General features: G+C 66.4%; 14 protein-coding genes. 1 reads left to right on the top strand and 13 read right to left on the bottom strand.

Annotated features, from left to right (window positions below):
* Window positions 1–14: 14 nt before the first annotated feature.
* The 7 genes from pyrF to pyrR are packed head-to-tail and all read right to left on the bottom strand — an operon-like array spanning window position 15 to window position 8,942.
* The gene (gene pyrF, locus ACX80G_RS08775; RefSeq protein WP_459307253.1) at window positions 15–929 is read right to left on the bottom strand and encodes an orotidine-5'-phosphate decarboxylase; all 915 of its coding nucleotides are present in this window, start codon (window positions 927–929) and stop codon (window positions 15–17) included.
* Window positions 916–4,230, bottom strand: coding sequence for a carbamoyl-phosphate synthase large subunit (gene carB, locus ACX80G_RS08770; protein WP_459307252.1), 3,315 nt, complete (start codon window positions 4,228–4,230; stop codon window positions 916–918). Before carB ends, pyrF begins: the two co-directional genes overlap by 14 nt.
* On the bottom strand, window positions 4,231–5,439 hold the full coding sequence (carA, locus tag ACX80G_RS08765; RefSeq protein WP_459307251.1) for a glutamine-hydrolyzing carbamoyl-phosphate synthase small subunit: 1,209 nt from the start codon (window positions 5,437–5,439) through the stop codon (window positions 4,231–4,233).
* The gene (locus tag ACX80G_RS08760; protein WP_459307250.1) at window positions 5,436–6,008 is read right to left on the bottom strand and encodes a PH-like domain-containing protein; all 573 of its coding nucleotides are present in this window, start codon (window positions 6,006–6,008) and stop codon (window positions 5,436–5,438) included. Before ACX80G_RS08760 ends, carA begins: the two co-directional genes overlap by 4 nt.
* Entirely contained in the window at window positions 5,996–7,339 is a 1,344-nt protein-coding gene (locus tag ACX80G_RS08755; RefSeq protein ID WP_459307249.1) for a dihydroorotase, read from the bottom strand. Before ACX80G_RS08755 ends, ACX80G_RS08760 begins: the two co-directional genes overlap by 13 nt.
* Window positions 7,336–8,346 (bottom strand): aspartate carbamoyltransferase catalytic subunit, encoded by a 1,011-nt coding sequence (locus ACX80G_RS08750; RefSeq protein ID WP_459307248.1) that lies wholly within the window; start codon window positions 8,344–8,346, stop codon window positions 7,336–7,338. The genes ACX80G_RS08755 and ACX80G_RS08750 overlap by 4 nt, the downstream gene beginning before the upstream one ends.
* Window positions 8,343–8,942 carry a bifunctional pyr operon transcriptional regulator/uracil phosphoribosyltransferase PyrR gene (gene pyrR, locus ACX80G_RS08745; protein WP_459307274.1) on the bottom strand — a complete coding sequence of 200 codons (600 nt, stop codon included), beginning with the start codon at window positions 8,940–8,942 and terminating at the stop codon, window positions 8,343–8,345. Before pyrR ends, ACX80G_RS08750 begins: the two co-directional genes overlap by 4 nt.
* A 116-nt stretch (window positions 8,943–9,058) precedes the next feature.
* On the opposite strand from pyrR, the gene ACX80G_RS08740 reads away from it, so the two are divergent.
* Window positions 9,059–10,249: a PrsW family intramembrane metalloprotease gene (locus ACX80G_RS08740; RefSeq protein WP_459307247.1), complete on the top strand. Its 1,191-nt coding sequence runs from the start codon at window positions 9,059–9,061 to the stop codon at window positions 10,247–10,249.
* Window positions 10,250–10,295: 46 nt separating this feature from the next.
* Here ACX80G_RS08740 and ACX80G_RS08735 read toward each other — a convergent pair whose 3' ends face one another.
* The 6 genes from ACX80G_RS08735 to aroC all read right to left on the bottom strand — a co-directional run bounded on the left by ACX80G_RS08735 (window position 10,296) and on the right by aroC (window position 14,719).
* On the bottom strand, window positions 10,296–10,658 hold the full coding sequence (locus ACX80G_RS08735) for a nuclear transport factor 2 family protein (protein WP_459307246.1): 363 nt from the start codon (window positions 10,656–10,658) through the stop codon (window positions 10,296–10,298).
* 113 nt (window positions 10,659–10,771) lie between these two features.
* On the bottom strand, window positions 10,772–11,182 hold the full coding sequence (gene nusB / locus ACX80G_RS08730; RefSeq protein WP_459259248.1) for a transcription antitermination factor NusB: 411 nt from the start codon (window positions 11,180–11,182) through the stop codon (window positions 10,772–10,774).
* Entirely contained in the window at window positions 11,179–11,742 is a 564-nt protein-coding gene (gene efp / locus ACX80G_RS08725; RefSeq protein WP_196840554.1) for an elongation factor P, read from the bottom strand. The genes nusB and efp overlap by 4 nt, the downstream gene beginning before the upstream one ends.
* A gap of 127 nt (window positions 11,743–11,869) precedes the next feature.
* A complete protein-coding gene (gene aroB / locus ACX80G_RS08720) occupies window positions 11,870–12,979 on the bottom strand; it encodes a 3-dehydroquinate synthase (RefSeq protein WP_459307245.1) in 1,110 nt (369 codons plus the stop codon).
* Window positions 12,969–13,478 (bottom strand): shikimate kinase, encoded by a 510-nt coding sequence (locus ACX80G_RS08715; RefSeq protein WP_459307244.1) that lies wholly within the window; start codon window positions 13,476–13,478, stop codon window positions 12,969–12,971. Before ACX80G_RS08715 ends, aroB begins: the two co-directional genes overlap by 11 nt.
* A 41-nt stretch (window positions 13,479–13,519) precedes the next feature.
* Entirely contained in the window at window positions 13,520–14,719 is a 1,200-nt protein-coding gene (gene aroC, locus ACX80G_RS08710) for a chorismate synthase (RefSeq protein ID WP_459307243.1), read from the bottom strand.
* Window positions 14,720–14,750: the final 31 nt, after the last annotated feature.

Raw genomic sequence — 14,750 nt, 5'->3', positions numbered from 1 at the left:
CTGAGGTCCCAAAATCAATTGCCGAGGTCAGCCAGCGCGAGTTCGGCGGCCGCCCGCAGCCTGCCGCGATCGGGGCCCGCAGCAAGGATGCTGCGGCTGGCGCTGGCAAGTACCAGGGACGACGCAGCACCAAAGGTGTCAGCGATTTCCGCTCCCCCTGCACCCTGGGCGCCGATTCCGGGAGCAAGAATCGGCCCGTTCAACTGGCCAAGATCTAGACCAACGTCCCGCACCGCTGCCCCCACTGTGGCTCCGACCACCAACCCCACCGAGCCAAGGCCGACGGCGTCCCGATTCTCCCACGCAGCGGCGTCGGCAATCACCCGTGCGACGGCGTGACCGACGGTAGATCCGGTGTCAGTCCCGGTGTCAGTCCCCGTGTCAGTCCCCGTGCCGGCCCCGGCGCAACCACTCCTCACCCGGGCGAGCTGAATGTCAGCGCCCTCAGGGTTGGAGGTCAGCGCCAGCACAAACACCCCGCGGCCGGTCTGGGCCGCGAGATCCAAGGCAGGGCGCAGCGATTCGAATCCCAAATACGGGTTCACTGTCACGGCATCGGCCGCCAGCGCTGACCCGTCCCGCAGCCAGGCGTCCGCGTAGGCCGCCATGGTGGAGCCAATATCGCCGCGCTTCGCATCGGCGATGGTCAGTACCCCCTGATCCGCGGCGGCGGCGAGGAAGTGTTCCAGCGCAGCCAGCCCGGCAGAGCCGTGCCGTTCAAACAACGCCACCTGCGGTTTGAGGATGCAGGCCGTCTCCCCCACAGCCTCCAACACCGTCAGGGCGAACCGCTCACACCCGTCGGCGTCGTCGCTCAGCCCCCAGGCGCTGAGCAACGCAGGGTGCGGGTCGATCCCGACGCACAGGTTGCCTCGGGCCTGCATCCGGGCGGCGAGGCGTGCTCCGAACGTCGGGTTACCGTGCCGCATCGCGGGCTTCGGTGGCGGCGCGCAGATTGGCCGCGTGCTCCTGGAGACTGGTGACCGACCATTCGTAGGACCGCATCGCCTCGATCGCCTGCACTGCAGCACCGAACTCGGGGATGGTGGTGATCACCGGCAGACCGTAGGACGTTGCGGCGGCGCGGATTTCGTACCCGTCGCCGCGGGCCTGGCCGCCGGAGGGGGTGTTGATGATCATGTCGATGGTGCCGTCGGTGATCAGATCAACCACAGTCCCCTCGCCCTGGTCACCGGTACCCTCAGCAATCTTGCGCACCGTGGTGGCCTGAATGCCGTTTCGTCGCAGCACATCGGCGGTGCCGCCGGTGGACAGGATCTCGAAGCCGAGATCCACCAGCCGTTTGACCGGCATGATGATCGAGCGCTTGTCCCGGTTGGCGACCGACACGAACACCCGTCCCTCGGTGGGGAGCGCCGCGTTCGCTGCGGCCTGGCTTTTGGCGAAGGCTGTGTCGAAATACTTGTCGATCCCCATCACTTCGCCCGTTGACCGCATTTCCGGGCCGAGCAGCGAATCCACCACCGTGCCATCGGTGGTCCGGAACCTGCTGAACGGCAGCACCGCTTCCTTGACCGAGACGGGAGCGTCGAGGGGCAGGTCGCCGCCGTCGCCAGTTGCCGGCAGCAGTCCGTGGACGCCGCGCAGCTCGGCGATACTCACCCCGGTGCCGATCAGGGCGGCGCCCTTCGCCAGCTGCACGCCGGTGGCTTTGGAGACGAACGGTACGGTGCGCGAGGCCCGCGGGTTGGCTTCCAGGACGTAGAGCACGTCTGAGGCCAGGGCGAACTGAATGTTGATCAGTCCCCGGACCCCCACCCCTGCGGCGATAGCCAGGGTGGCTTCCCTGACCCGCTGCAGGATGTCGGCGCCCAGGGTGATCGGCGGCAGGACGCAGGCCGAGTCGCCGGAGTGGATCCCGGCCTCCTCGATGTGTTCCATGATGCCGCCGAGGTACAGGTCGGTGCCGTCGTAGAGGGCGTCGACGTCGATCTCGATGGCGTCTTCCAGGAACCTATCGATCAGGACCGGGTGAGCCTCGGTGATCTCGGTGGCGTTGGCGATGTAGCGAGAAAGGTTCGCTTCGTCGTAGACAATCTCCATGCCGCGTCCACCCAGAACATAGGACGGGCGGACCAGGACCGGGTACCCGATCTCGTCGGCGATCTTCTTGGAGTCCTCAAACGAGACTGCCGTACCGTTCTTCGGTGCTGTCAACCCCGCCGTGTCGAGGACCCGGCTGAACGCCCCCCGATGTTCGGCCAGGTCGATGGCTTCCGGGGACGTGCCGAGGATGGGGATGCCGGCGTCGGCCAGTTCCTGCGCCAGTTTCAGCGGGGTCTGCCCGCCGAGCTGCACGAACACTCCCATCACGCCGCCGGTGCGCTCCTCGGCCGCGATGACCTCGAGGACGTCCTCGAGGGTCAGCGGTTCGAAGTACAGCCGGGTGGAGATGTCGTAGTCGGTGGAGACGGTCTCGGGGTTGCAGTTGATCATCACCGTTTCGTAGCCGGCCTGGCGCAAGGCCATCGAGGCATGCACGCAGGAGTAGTCGAACTCGATGCCCTGCCCGATCCGGTTGGGGCCGGAGCCCAGGATGATGATCGACGGTTTGGCGTGCTGGCCCACCTCGTCCTCCTCGTCGTAGGACGAGTAGTGGTACGGGGTGTAGGCGGCGAATTCGGCCGCGCACGTGTCGACGGTCTTGTAGACCGGGCGGACGCCGAGCGCGTGGCGGACCCCGCGCACCACCGCCTCAGGAGTGTGGGTGAGCGAGCCGATCTGTTCGTCGGAGAAGCCGTGGCGCTTGGCGAGGCGCAGCAGATCCTCGGTCAAGGACGGCGCCTCCCGGACCGTCGCCGCAACCTCGTTGAGCAGCACCAGCTGGTCGAGGTACCAGGGGTCGATGCCCGTCGCCTGGTAGAGCTCGTCGATGGTGCCGCCGCCGAGCAGTGCCTGCTGGACTTGGGCGAGCCGCTCGGTGGTGGGCCGTTTAGCGGCGGTGATCAGGGCCGGCACATCGATGTCGATGGAGGTGTCGAAGGACAGCTGGGAGCCCTTCTGCTCGAGGGAGCGCAGGGCCTTCTGGAGCGCCTCGGTGAAGTTTCTCCCGATGGCCATCGCTTCACCCACCGACTTCATGGTGGTGGTCAGGGTGGGGTCAGCCGCCGGGAACTTCTCGAAGGCAAACCGGGGCACCTTGACCACCACGTAGTCCAGGGTAGGTTCGAACGACGCCGGGGTCTTCTGGGTGATGTCGTTTGGGATCTCGTCGAGGGTGTAGCCGAGGGAGAGCTTGGTGGCGATCTTCGCGATCGCGAACCCGGTGGCCTTGGACGCCAGGGCTGAGGACCGGGAGACCCGCGGGTTCATCTCGATGACGACGATGCGTCCGGTGTCGGGCTCGATGGCGAACTGGATGTTGCAGCCGCCGGTGTCGACGCCCACCTCGCGGATGATGGCGATCGAGATGTCCCGCAGGCGCTGGTATTCGCGGTCGGTGAGGGTCATCGCCGGGGCGACGGTGATCGAGTCGCCGGTGTGCACGCCCACGGGGTCGAGGTTCTCGATGGAGCAGACGACCACCACATTGTCGTTCCTGTCCCGCATCATCTCGAGTTCGTACTCTTTCCAGCCGAGAATGCTTTCTTCGAGGAGCACCTCGGTGGTGGGGCTGTACTGCAGGCCCTGACCCACGATCCGGCGCAGATCCTTCTCGCTGTATGCCAGCCCCGACCCCAGGCCACCCATGGTGAAGGAGGGGCGAACTACCATCGGGTATCCGAGGTCCGTGGCGGCGTCCAGTGCTTCGTCAATGGAGTGGATGATCGTGGACCTGGCGGATTCGGCGCCGCAACGGGCTACCACGCCCTTGAACTTCTCGCGGTCCTCCCCCAGTTCGATGGCTGCGATGTTGGCTCCGATCAGTTCCACACCGTACTTGTCGAGCACTCCATTTTTGTCGAGTGCAATGGCCGTGTTGAGGGCGGTCTGTCCGCCCAGGGTCGGCAGGAGCGCGTCGGGGCGTTCCTTCTCGATGATCTTTGCCACCACCTCCGGCGTGATGGGTTCCACATAGGTGGCGTCAGCGAATTCCGGGTCCGTCATGATGGTGGCCGGGTTGGAGTTCACCAGGATGACCCGCAAGCCCTCCTCCTTCAGCACCCGCAACGCCTGCGTCCCCGAATAGTCGAACTCGGCGGCCTGGCCGATGACGATCGGACCGGAGCCAATGACCATGACGCTCTTGAGGTCGGTTCTGCGTGGCATCTAGTGTGTTTCCTTATCGTCGGCGCTGCCTGGCTGGTCATCGGAGCGGGTGTCGGCCATCAACTGGATGAACCGGTCAAACAGGTACGCGGAATCATGGGGGCCCGCGGCAGCCTCCGGGTGGTACTGGACGGAGAAGGCGGGCAGGTCGAGGCAGGCTAGGCCCTCGACGACGTCATCGTTCAGGCTCACATGGCTGACCTCAACCCTGCCGAAGCGTGCCTCAGGAGCCTGGGTGGGACCATCAAGGGGCGCGTCGACGGCGAAACCATGGTTCTGGGAGGTGATTTCCACCTTCCCGGTACGCCGATCCAGCACGGGCTGGTTGATGCCCCGGTGGCCGTACCTGAGCTTGTAAGTGCCGAAGCCGAGCGCGCGGCCCAGGATCTGGTTGCCGAAGCAGATGCCAAAGAACGGGATCCGCGCGTCGAGCACCTCCCTGAGCAGAGCGACCTGCGGGTCGGCGGTTGCCGGATCGCCTGGACCGTTGGACATGAACACGCCGTCGGGCGCTTCCCGCACCACCTCGGCGAAGGTCGACGTGGCGGGAAGCACCACGGTGCGCACCCCCCGCTGGGCGAAGTGCCTGGGGGTCATCGACTTGATTCCCAGGTCCAGGGCGGCGACGGTGAACAGGGGCTCGCCCTCCCAGCCGTTCTCCGACGGTTCAACAACGTACCGGCCCGTCGCGCTGACCTCCTCGGCGAGGCGCGCACCCTTCATGGACTCCTGGCCGGCGACCTGCGCCAGCAGCTCTGCGTCGGAGCCGGTGGCGGCCGGTCCGGAGAAGATGCCTGCCTTCATGGCGCCGCGTTCACGCAGGTGGCGGGTGACTGCCCGGGTGTCAACGCCCTGGATGCCAACGATTCCCTGGTCGTGGAGCTGACCGTCTAGGCTCTGTTCGGATCGCCAGTTGGAGGGGCGGCGGGCCGCGTCCCGCACAATGTAGCCGGCCACCCAAATTCGACGCGACTCGGCATCGGCGGCGTTGACCCCGGTGTTGCCGATGTGGGGGGCCGTCTGCACCACCAGCTGGCGGGCGTAGGACGGGTCGGTGATGGTCTCCTGGTACCCGGTCATCCCGGTGGCGAAGACCGCTTCGCCCAGGGCGGTGCCCTGCGCGCCGTAGCTGCGGCCGCGGAAGGTGCGGCCGTCCTCGAGGATCAGGACTGCGGCGCTCTCTGGGGCGGGCTGGCTGGAATCTGTCACTGTATGTCCTCCGGGGGGTTCTGGGTCCGTGACGGGGTTCGGGGGTCGACTGCGTGTCGGGGGTCGACTGCGTGTCGGGGGTCGGGTGGGGCGAGGTCCGACGCGGCGTGGAGAAGGCCGGTACGGGCGTCGGCGTGGCGGGTCCGGAATCCGGTGTCGACGGCGGTTCCGTTGAGCTCCCAGGTGAAGACCACCAGTCCGTCCTTCTCGACGAATTTGCCGGCCATGCCCCGGTCCAGCCTGACGCTGGTGAGGTCGGTCCGCCTGATAAAGAGGTCCCGCGCTCCGCTGCGGACGATCAGGATCCCTTCCACGTGGACGGTCGCGGTGGCATTGGACTTGACGCCCAGGCCGTGGACGGCGATGCGATCGAGCCAGTCTCCCGCCGTCGTCGTGACGATGTACTGACCGTTCGCGACGTACGACGGTTCGCTGAGGGTGACGGGGGCCTCGGGCGGGGCCGAGATGTCCCGTTGCCGGGAGAGGCGGCCGCGCCAGCCCAAGGCGCCAAGGGTGACGACGACGGCGATGGTGCCCAGTGAGAGGGCGACGGGCGTTAGCCAGTCCATGGTGATTCCTCAGCTGCAGTTGGGTGGGGTGTGTTCAGGCGGCCGTTCAACACCGTGGGGTGGCCCCTGAAAAATGTGGCGTGGACCGCCCCGGGTAGTTCGATGCCAGCAAACGGGCTGTTGCGGCCCATGGTGGCCATTTTATCCGGATCGACCACCCAGCGGGCCTCCGGGTCGACGAGTATGACGTTGGCTGCCTCACCCTCGGCGAGGGGGCGGCCCTGCTGGTCGAGGCCACCGATCGCCGCCGGGGTGCGGGAGGTGACCCGCGCGAAACCTACCCAGTCCATCAGCCCGGTGGAGATCATGGTGTGCTGCACCACCGACAGCGCGGTTTCCAGTCCGGTCATGCCCATCGCCGCCTGCGCCCACTCGCAGTCCTTGTGCTCGGAGGGGTGCGGGGCATGGTCGGTGCCGACGACGTCGATGGTGCCGTCGGCGAGGGCTTCGCGCAGGGCCTGGACGTCTTCGCCGGTGCGCAACGGCGGGTTCACCTTGTAGACCGGGTTGTAGCTACGGACCAGTTCGTCGGTGAGCAGCAGGTGGTGCGGGGTGACCTCGGCGGTGACCCTGATACCCCGAGCCTTGGCCCAGCGGATGATGTCCACCGACCCCGCGGTTGAGACGTGGCAGACGTGCAGCCGGGACTGGACGTGGTGTGCCAGGAGGACGTCCCGGGCGATGATGCTTTCCTCGGCGACGGCGGGCCAGCCGGTGAGTCCGAGCACGGCGGAGACGGCGCCCTCGTTCATTTGCGCGCCCTCGGTTAGCCGGGGTTCCTGGGCGTGCTGGGCGATCACGCCGTCGAACGCCTTGACGTACTCCAGCGCGCGGCGCATCAGGACGGGATCGCTGACGCACACCCCATCGTCGGAAAAAACCCTGACGCCGGCGCGGGAATCGGCCATGGCACCAAGTTCGGCGAGCTGGGTCCCGCCGAGGCCAACTGTGACAGCACCCACGGGCCGGACTTCCACCCAGCCGGCGCGCCGTCCCAGGCTGTAAACCTGTTCCACCACCCCGGCGGTGTCGGCCACGGGGGTGCTGTTGGCCATGGCGTGGACCGCTGTGAACCCGCCCAGTGCTGCGGCTCGGGTCCCGGTTTCGACAGTTTCCGCGTCCTCGCGCCCCGGTTCGCGGAGGTGGGTGTGCAGGTCCACCAGCCCGGGAAGGGCAACGAGGCCGTCGGCGTCAACGACCGTGGCGCCCGCAGCTGAGAGTCCCCGACCGACGCCGGCGATCACCCCGTCGGCGATGAGCAGGTCTGCCCGGTCCCGACCGAGCAGCGCAGCGCCACGAATGAGATAGCGGGCCGGGGCAGGTGCGGTCATCGTGGGTTCTCCTGGGTCAGGGTGGTGGCGGGGCTGGAATGGGGTTCGTCCTCGCCGGAGAGCAGTAGGTAGAGGGCGGCCATCCTCACGGAGACTCCGTTGCGCACCTGGGCAAGAACTGTTGAGCGGGGCGAATCGGCTGCTGCGGCCGAGATCTCGAGGCCACGGTTCATCGGTCCGGGGTGCATGATGACCGTGTGCTTCAGGCCGTGGGCGTCGAGTGCCGCCAGCCGGGCGTCGTCGAACCCCCAGCGCCGTGAATACTCGCGGGTGGAGGGGAAGAAGGCGGCGTTCATCCGTTCGGCCTGAAGCCGCAGCATCATCACCGCGTCCGGGCCTGCGGCCAGCGCCTCGTCGAGGTCGTAAGTGATCCGGCAGGGCCACTGCTCCGCGCCGACCGGGACCAGGGTGGGCGGAGCCACCAGGGTGACCGAGGCACCAAGGGTCTCGAGCAGCCACAGGTTGGAACGGGCTACCCGGGAATGCAGGACGTCGCCGACGAGCGTCACCGCCATCCCCGCCAGGTCGGAGCCCACTGAGGGGACTCCTGAGATCTTCGCCCAATGGCGGCGGAGCGTGAACGCGTCGAGCAGCGCCTGGGTGGGGTGCTCATGCATCCCGTCGCCCGCGTTGATGACCGCCGCGTCGATCCAGCCCGACGTCGCCAGGCGGGCCGGAGCACCTGACGCCCAGTGCCTGATCACCACCGCATCGGCGCTCATCGCCTCGAGGGTCTGTGCCGTATCTTTCAACGATTCGCCCTTGGAGACGGAGGAGCCCTTCACGGCGAAGGTGATGACGTCGGCTGAGAGCCGTTTCGCTGCGGCTTCGAAAGAAATCCGGGTCCTGGTGGAGTCCTCGAAGAAGAGGTTCACCACGGTGCGGCCGCGGAGCGCCGGGAGCTTCTTGATTTCCCGTTCGCCGACCGCCGACATTTCCTCGGCGACGTCGAGGATCCGGATGGCATCCAGGCGGGACAGGTCGCGGGTGGAGAGCAGGTGCCTCACGCGGGGCCCTCGATCACAACGTGGTTGATGGGCTGGCCCGCGACGACGTCGATTTCCGCCAGCTGGACGCGCACTTTCTCGGCTGATGAGGTGGGGAGATTTTTGCCCACATGGTCGGCGCGGATGGGCAGTTCGCGGTGACCGCGGTCCACGAGAACTGCCAGCCGGACTGCCCGCGGGCGGCCGAGGTCCACCAGCGCGTCGAGTGCGGCGCGGATGGTTCGCCCGGAATACAGGACGTCGTCGACCAGAATCACCACTTTGTTGTCGATGCCCGACGGCGGTAGCTGCGTTGGCAGGGGCGGCCGGGTGGGGTGGTGGCGGAGGTCATCACGGAACATTGTCACATCGAGCTGGCCGACGATGGCAGCCGGGTCGAGCTGTGATCCGGTGGCCTGATATTCGGCTGCGACAATTTTGCGGGCCAGGCGCTGGGCGAGCGGATAGCCGCGCCGCGGGATGCCCAGCAGCACCAGATCGGTGGTGCCCTTGTTGGCTTCAAGGATTTCGTGGGCGATGCGGGTGAGCGCTCGGTCAATATCGGCTTCGGCGAGAACGACACGCGACACAACACTCTCGGGCTGAGGTGCAGGCATAGTCATTGAACGCTTCCTCCTTCCCCGCCTCACAGGACGGAATTTAAAGGTTGGTTGCGTTGTCAAAACTATCACAGCGGGTACAAGCCACCCCTGTGACGATCTAGTGTGTGAGCATGAGAACGACGGCAAAGACGACGACGGCGGCGCCACCCCCCTGGGGATCACCACAACCTGTCCCACCGCTGTGGGATCGGAGCGTCCGGAAGGGCCCCGGCGTGATCAATGTGCTCCTCGTGGCCGTGGCGGCCCTGGTCATGGTGGCACTGGCCTGGTTCCTCAGCACCACCCTTGGCGGCGGAGCCCTCATCGTATGCTGCATCCTCGCGCTGATCCCCCTGGCAATCTGTGTGGCGGGACTGCTGTGGATTGACCGCTGGGACCCCGAGCCCCGCGGGGCGCTCTGGTTCGCGTTTCTGTGGGGCGCAGGGATATCGGTGGTCGCGACCCTGGTCCTCGGTAGCTATGTCACAGAGTTGCTGTCGCTGGCGTTGGCGTCGACCCCGTCCGATGTGATTGGCCCGGTGCTGCAGGCACCCCTAGTGGAGGAGATCGCCAAAGGGCTTGGCGTCCTGGTGCTGGTGTTCTCCCGGCGTAGCCACTTCGACGGGCCAGTGGACGGCATTGTCTACGCCGGGATGGTCGGAGCGGGCTTCGCGTTTACCGAGAATATTCTGTACTTCGGGGCCGCAGCACTGGACGGCGGCGGCCTGGGCGGACTAGTTTCGATCTTCGTGATCAGGGGTCTGTTTTCCCCGTTTGCCCATGTGATGTTTACCGCCGCGCTGGGCGTGGTACTGGGGCTGGCGGTTGCCCGCAGCGGCACCCGCCACATTTTCCCGGCCTTCCTGGTGGGGCTGGTGCCGGCTATTGCAGGGCACATGTTGTGGAACGGCGGCCTGCTGGTGCTGTTCACCGACTTTTTCGAGTTCTACTTCCTGATCCAGCTGCCCCTTTTTCTCGCCGCACTGGCAAGCATCGTGGCCCTGCGGCGGGCCGAACGGCGCCTCACCGAAGAGCGTCTCGGCGGCTATGCGGCCGCCGGCTGGTTCACCGCGCAGGAGGTCACCATGCTGGCAACCAGGGGCGGGCGGTCACAGGCGCTTGGCTGGGCACGCCGGTTCGGCCGGCAGCGCAGCATGAAAGCGTTCATCGGGTCCGCCACCCGGCTGGCGTTCACCCGGCAGCGCATCGTCGCCAGCCACGATGTCACGCTCAACACCGCGCGGGAGCAGCAACTGCTGGCTGACGTCACCCGGCTCCGCCACGAACTGTTGACGACGGCAGCGGGCAACGCCAGCCGCTGAGACGGGACCTGGCCTCCACGTCGCCGGCGCAGTCACCGGATCCAGCTCAGCTGCCCCAGGCTGTGACCGCTACCTGCCTGACGATCTTGCCCTCGCTGTCCAGATCGGCGGTGGCCATACACAGGACGTCCGTGCCGTCGTCGTACCGGCAGGCCTCTGTGTAGGCCAGCTGGTTCCCGCTCACCACGGGATTTTCCAACCGGTGCGTCATCTCCCGTGAGCACACATCGCGGAGGTGCTCCGCGATCTGTTCACTGCCCCGGTAGGTGCGCGGTCGCGCCGGTGGGTGGTCGTTGTCCACCTCGGTGAGCTCCGCGTTCTCCGCGTAGAGCGAGGCGAGGAGGGTGGCGTCGCGACCCTCAAGGCCGCGACGGAGCGTATCGACCCCGAATGCAGATTCAGTTTTCATCACATAACTCCCTGCCAGTGATTCCAGTAATAACCAATGTTATTACCGATTTCCGGGCAAGGCTATCGTGATATTCGCGGACCCGGGCGACGAAGGATGAGGCAGGGGTGCTGTTAGGCCAGTAGGGTCGGCTTGAGCTGCTGCAGGCGCCCCAGCAGGCCGTTGACGAAGGCTGGCGATTCGTCGGTGGAGAGCATTTTGGCGAGTTCAACTGCTTCGCTGACGGCGACGCCGTCGGGCACGTCCGCGTTGTAAAGCAACTCCCAGGCACCCACCCGGAGGATCATCCGGTCCACTGCTGGCATCCGGTCGAGGGTCCAGCCCTGCGAGTAGGTGCCGAGGAACTCGTCGATCTGCTCGCCCTGGGTCATGACGCCCTCGATGATGTCCACCGAATAGGGGGCCACCACCGTGTCGGTCTTCTCCCGCCGGGCTTTGAGCGCCTCGAGCGGTGAGACGGAGCGCTGCTCCGCCTCGAAAAGGATGTCCAGTGCCCTGCGGCGGGCTTTACTGCGGGCACTCACTCGTTGACGCGTCCCAAGTAATCGCCGGTTCGGGTGTCGACCTTGACCTTGGTGCCGGTCTCCAGGAACAGCGGGACCTGGATGTCGTAGCCGGTTTCGACGGTGGCTGGCTTGGTGCCACCGGTGGAGCGGTCGCCCTGCAGGCCGGGCTCGGTGTAGGTCACCTCAAGAACCACCGACGGCGGCAGCTCAACGTAGAGGGCCGATCCCTCGTGCATGGCGATCGTGACCATGAGGCTCTCGAGCATGAAGTTCTCGGCCTGGCCGACGGTCTTGCCGGGAACGGTGAGCTGATCGAAATCCGAGGTGTCCATGAAAACGAAGTCTTCTCCGTCTTTGTACAGGTACTGGTAGTCACGGCGGTCCACTGTGGCGGTCTCGATCTTCAACCCGGCGTTGAACGTCTTGTCGACTACCTTGCCCGACAGGATGTTGCGCAGCTTGGTGCGGACAAAGGCACCACCCTTGCCCGGCTTGACGTGCTGGAACTCGAGAACGTTCCACAAGTTGCCTTCGAGCTTGAGCACCGTGCCGTTTTTGATGTCGTTTGTGGTAGCCACAGGGTCTCTTTCGTGTTAACACATCGGCGTCCGGGCAGGAGTATCCGGAGGCCACATGCGGTGAGGTGGGAAAAGTCCAGAGCCCATTCTACCTTGTGTGGTGTGGACTCCGGGTGCGGTGCGGTAATCAGGAGGCAATCTCCTGGTAGGCGGCAAACAGCAGTGAGGTGTCGGGCACCTCGAGCATCCCGGGGCGGGCGACGTCGTCGAGCACCACGAACCGCAGGAGGTCACCGCGTGACTTCTTGTCCCGGCGCATCCCGTCCAGCAGTGCCGCCCACCGGTCCCGGCGATAGGTTACCGGCAGTTCGAGGAGCTCAAGAACGCTGCGGTGGCGGTCGGCTGTCTCGTCGCTGAGCCGGCCGACCATGCGGGAGAGCTCGGCAGCGAAAACCAACCCTACCGACACGGCAGCGCCGTGCCGCCACGAGTAGCGTTCAGCCAGTTCGATCGAATGGCCCAGGGTGTGCCCGTAGTTGAGGAATTCCCGGCGACCCTGATCCCTAAGGTCCTCCGATACGAACTCGGCCTTCACCGCGACGGCGCGTTCGATGAGTTCGCGGACCGTCGCGGAACCGGCGTCGGACACCGCCGCGGGATCAGCCTCGATCAGCTCCAGAATGCGCGGATCGGCGATGAAGCCGCATTTGACCACCTCGGCCATGCCGGTGAGCAGCTCGTTGCGCGGCAGTGTCGCCAGGGCGTCGAGATCCGCCAGGACGGCTGCCGGCGGGTGAAACGCTCCGACCAGGTTTTTGCCCTCGGCCGTGTTGATGCCGGTCTTCCCCCCGACGGCGGCGTCCACCATGCCGAGCAGGCTCGTGGGAAGGTGCACCACCTTGACGCCACGCAGCCAGGTGGCAGCGACGAAGCCGGCCAGGTCGGTGACCGCTCCCCCACCCACCGCGACGACGGCGTCGGACCGGGTGAAGTCGTTCTGCCCCAGAACCTGCCAGCAGAAGGCCGCCACCTGAATGTGCTTGCCCTCTTCGGCGTCGGGAATCTCTGCTGTCACAGCGGTGAACCCGGCGTCGGCCAACTCGGCGCGCACCGTGTCTCCGGTGCTCCTGAGCGCCCGCGGGTGGATTACCAGGACCCGTCGCACCCGCTCGCCCAGGACAGCAGGGAGCCGTTCGAGTAGCCCGTGGCCGATGACCACTTCGTAATTCTCGGCGGCGGTGGTCCCCGTAACTCTGATGGTTGTCGGTTCATTGGTGACTATCGGCTCATTGGCCATGGCTGTCCCCTCCTTTGTTCTGGTTCAGCTGAAGATGTTCGGTGAGCTCGGTGACGAGCTGATCAATGCTCAGGCCCCGGGTGTCGAGCACATGATCGGCCAGGCGCTCGTAGATCGGCCGGCGTTCCCGATCCATCCGGGTCCAGGCTTCGAGCGGGTCGTCCGCCAGGAGTGGCCTGCTCCGGTCGCGGGTAATCCGGCGTCGCACGGTGGCAAGGTCAGCGTCGAGGAAGACGACCCGCGCGCCGGCAAGTAGGATGCGGGTGCCATTGTCGAGGACGGCGCCGCCGCCCAGCGAGACCACCTGGTTGGCGGGGGCGCCCCCGAGCACCTCAGCGACGACGCGTGCCTCAAGCGCTCTGAACGCCGGCTCACCCTGCCGAGCGAAGATCATGCTGATCCGCCCGTGCCGCCGGACGATGAGCTGGTCGGTGTCCACGAAGGTCCAGCCGAGGCGCGCGGCGAGGCTGGCACCGACAGCTGATTTGCCGGTAGCCATCAGTCCGATAAAAACCACCGGCCCGACGGCGGGTGAGGGCATCAGTTCCCGGCCGAATTCAGCGATGTTGGGATGGCCGTCAGGTAGGATTCGAGGTTGCGTGAGGTCTCCTGGACCGAGTCCCCGCCAAACTTTTCGGTCACCGCTTCGGCGATCACGAGGGCTACCATCGCCTCAGCGACCACGCCCGCCGCTGGGACGGCACACACGTCGGAGCGCTGGTGGTGGGCGCGGGCCGCGTCCCCGGTGCTGACATCGATGGTGCGCAGTGCCCGTGGGACGGTAGCGATCGGCTTCATGGCGGCGCGCACCCGGAGGGTGTCGCCGATACTCATACCCCCCTCGATACCGCCGGCGCGGTTGCTGGTGCGTTCGATCATGCCCGAGTCGCCGCGCACCATCTCGTCGTGGGCTTTGGACCCTCGCCGCGCCGCGGTGAGGAACCCATCGCCGACCTCGACGCCTTTGATGGCCTGGATGCCCATCAGCGCAGCAGCGAGCCGGGAATCGAGCCGCCGGTCCCAGTGCACGTAACTTCCCAGGCCCGGTGGCAGTCCATAGACCACTACCTCAACCACACCACCGAGGGTTTCGCCCTCCTTGTGGGCGGCATCCACCTCGGACACCATAGCCAGGGAGGTTTCCCGGTCAAAGCAGCGCAACGGATCCTGGTCGAGCGCGAGCACATCGGTGGGGCGGGGCAGCTCCGAGCCTTCGGGAACCGCAACCGAGCCGACGGCCACCGTGTGACTGACGAGGCTGATGCCAAGTGCCGAGAGGAACCGTGCGGCTACTTCCCCCAGGGCAACCCGCGCGGCTGTTTCCCGGGCGCTGGCACGTTCGAGGACCGGCCGTGCCTCGTCGAACCCGTACTTCTGCATTCCGGTGAAGTCGGCGTGGCCCGGCCGCGGGCGGGTGAGCGGCGAGTTCCGGGCCAGCGCGGCCAGATCGGAGGGATCCACCGGGTCGGCTGACATAATCTGGTCCCACTTGGGCCATTCGGTGTTGCCCACCTGGACGGCGACAGGTCCGCCCTGGGTGATCCCGTGACGGACGCCTCCGATGATGCTGACCTGGTCCTGCTCGAATTTCATCCGGGCACCCCGACCGTAGCCGAGCCGTCTGCGGGCCAGTGCCGCCTGGATGTCACTGCTCGTGATCTCCACGCCTGCAGGCATTCCTTCAATAATTCCCACCAGTGCCGGTCCGTGGGATTCTCCGGCAGTTAACCAACGCAACATGCTTCCAATCCTGCCACGGTAACTGTACTGT

Source organism: Arthrobacter glycogeni, assembly GCF_054510815.1.
This window is presented reverse-complemented; position numbering and strand designations above follow the sequence as displayed.

Bases quoted from the DNA above. Each gene is read 5' to 3' on its own strand.
- pyrF (WP_459307253.1), bottom strand. From the start codon at position 929: ATGCGGCACGGTAACCCGACGTTCGGAGCACGCCTCGCCGCCCGGATG.
- carB (WP_459307252.1), bottom strand. From the start codon at position 4,230: ATGCCACGCAGAACCGACCTCAAGAGCGTCATGGTCATTGGCTCCGGT.
- ACX80G_RS08760 (WP_459307250.1), bottom strand. From the start codon at position 6,008: ATGGACTGGCTAACGCCCGTCGCCCTCTCACTGGGCACCATCGCCGTC.
- ACX80G_RS08755 (WP_459307249.1), bottom strand. From the start codon at position 7,339: ATGACCGCACCTGCCCCGGCCCGCTATCTCATTCGTGGCGCTGCGCTG.
- pyrR (WP_459307274.1), bottom strand. From the start codon at position 8,942: ATGCCTGCACCTCAGCCCGAGAGTGTTGTGTCGCGTGTCGTTCTCGCC.
- ACX80G_RS08740 (WP_459307247.1), top strand. From the start codon at position 9,059: ATGAGAACGACGGCAAAGACGACGACGGCGGCGCCACCCCCCTGGGGA.
- ACX80G_RS08735 (WP_459307246.1), bottom strand. From the start codon at position 10,658: ATGAAAACTGAATCTGCATTCGGGGTCGATACGCTCCGTCGCGGCCTT.
- aroB (WP_459307245.1), bottom strand. From the start codon at position 12,979: ATGGCCAATGAGCCGATAGTCACCAATGAACCGACAACCATCAGAGTT.
- ACX80G_RS08715 (WP_459307244.1), bottom strand. From the start codon at position 13,478: ATGGCTACCGGCAAATCAGCTGTCGGTGCCAGCCTCGCCGCGCGCCTC.
- aroC (WP_459307243.1), bottom strand. From the start codon at position 14,719: ATGTTGCGTTGGTTAACTGCCGGAGAATCCCACGGACCGGCACTGGTG.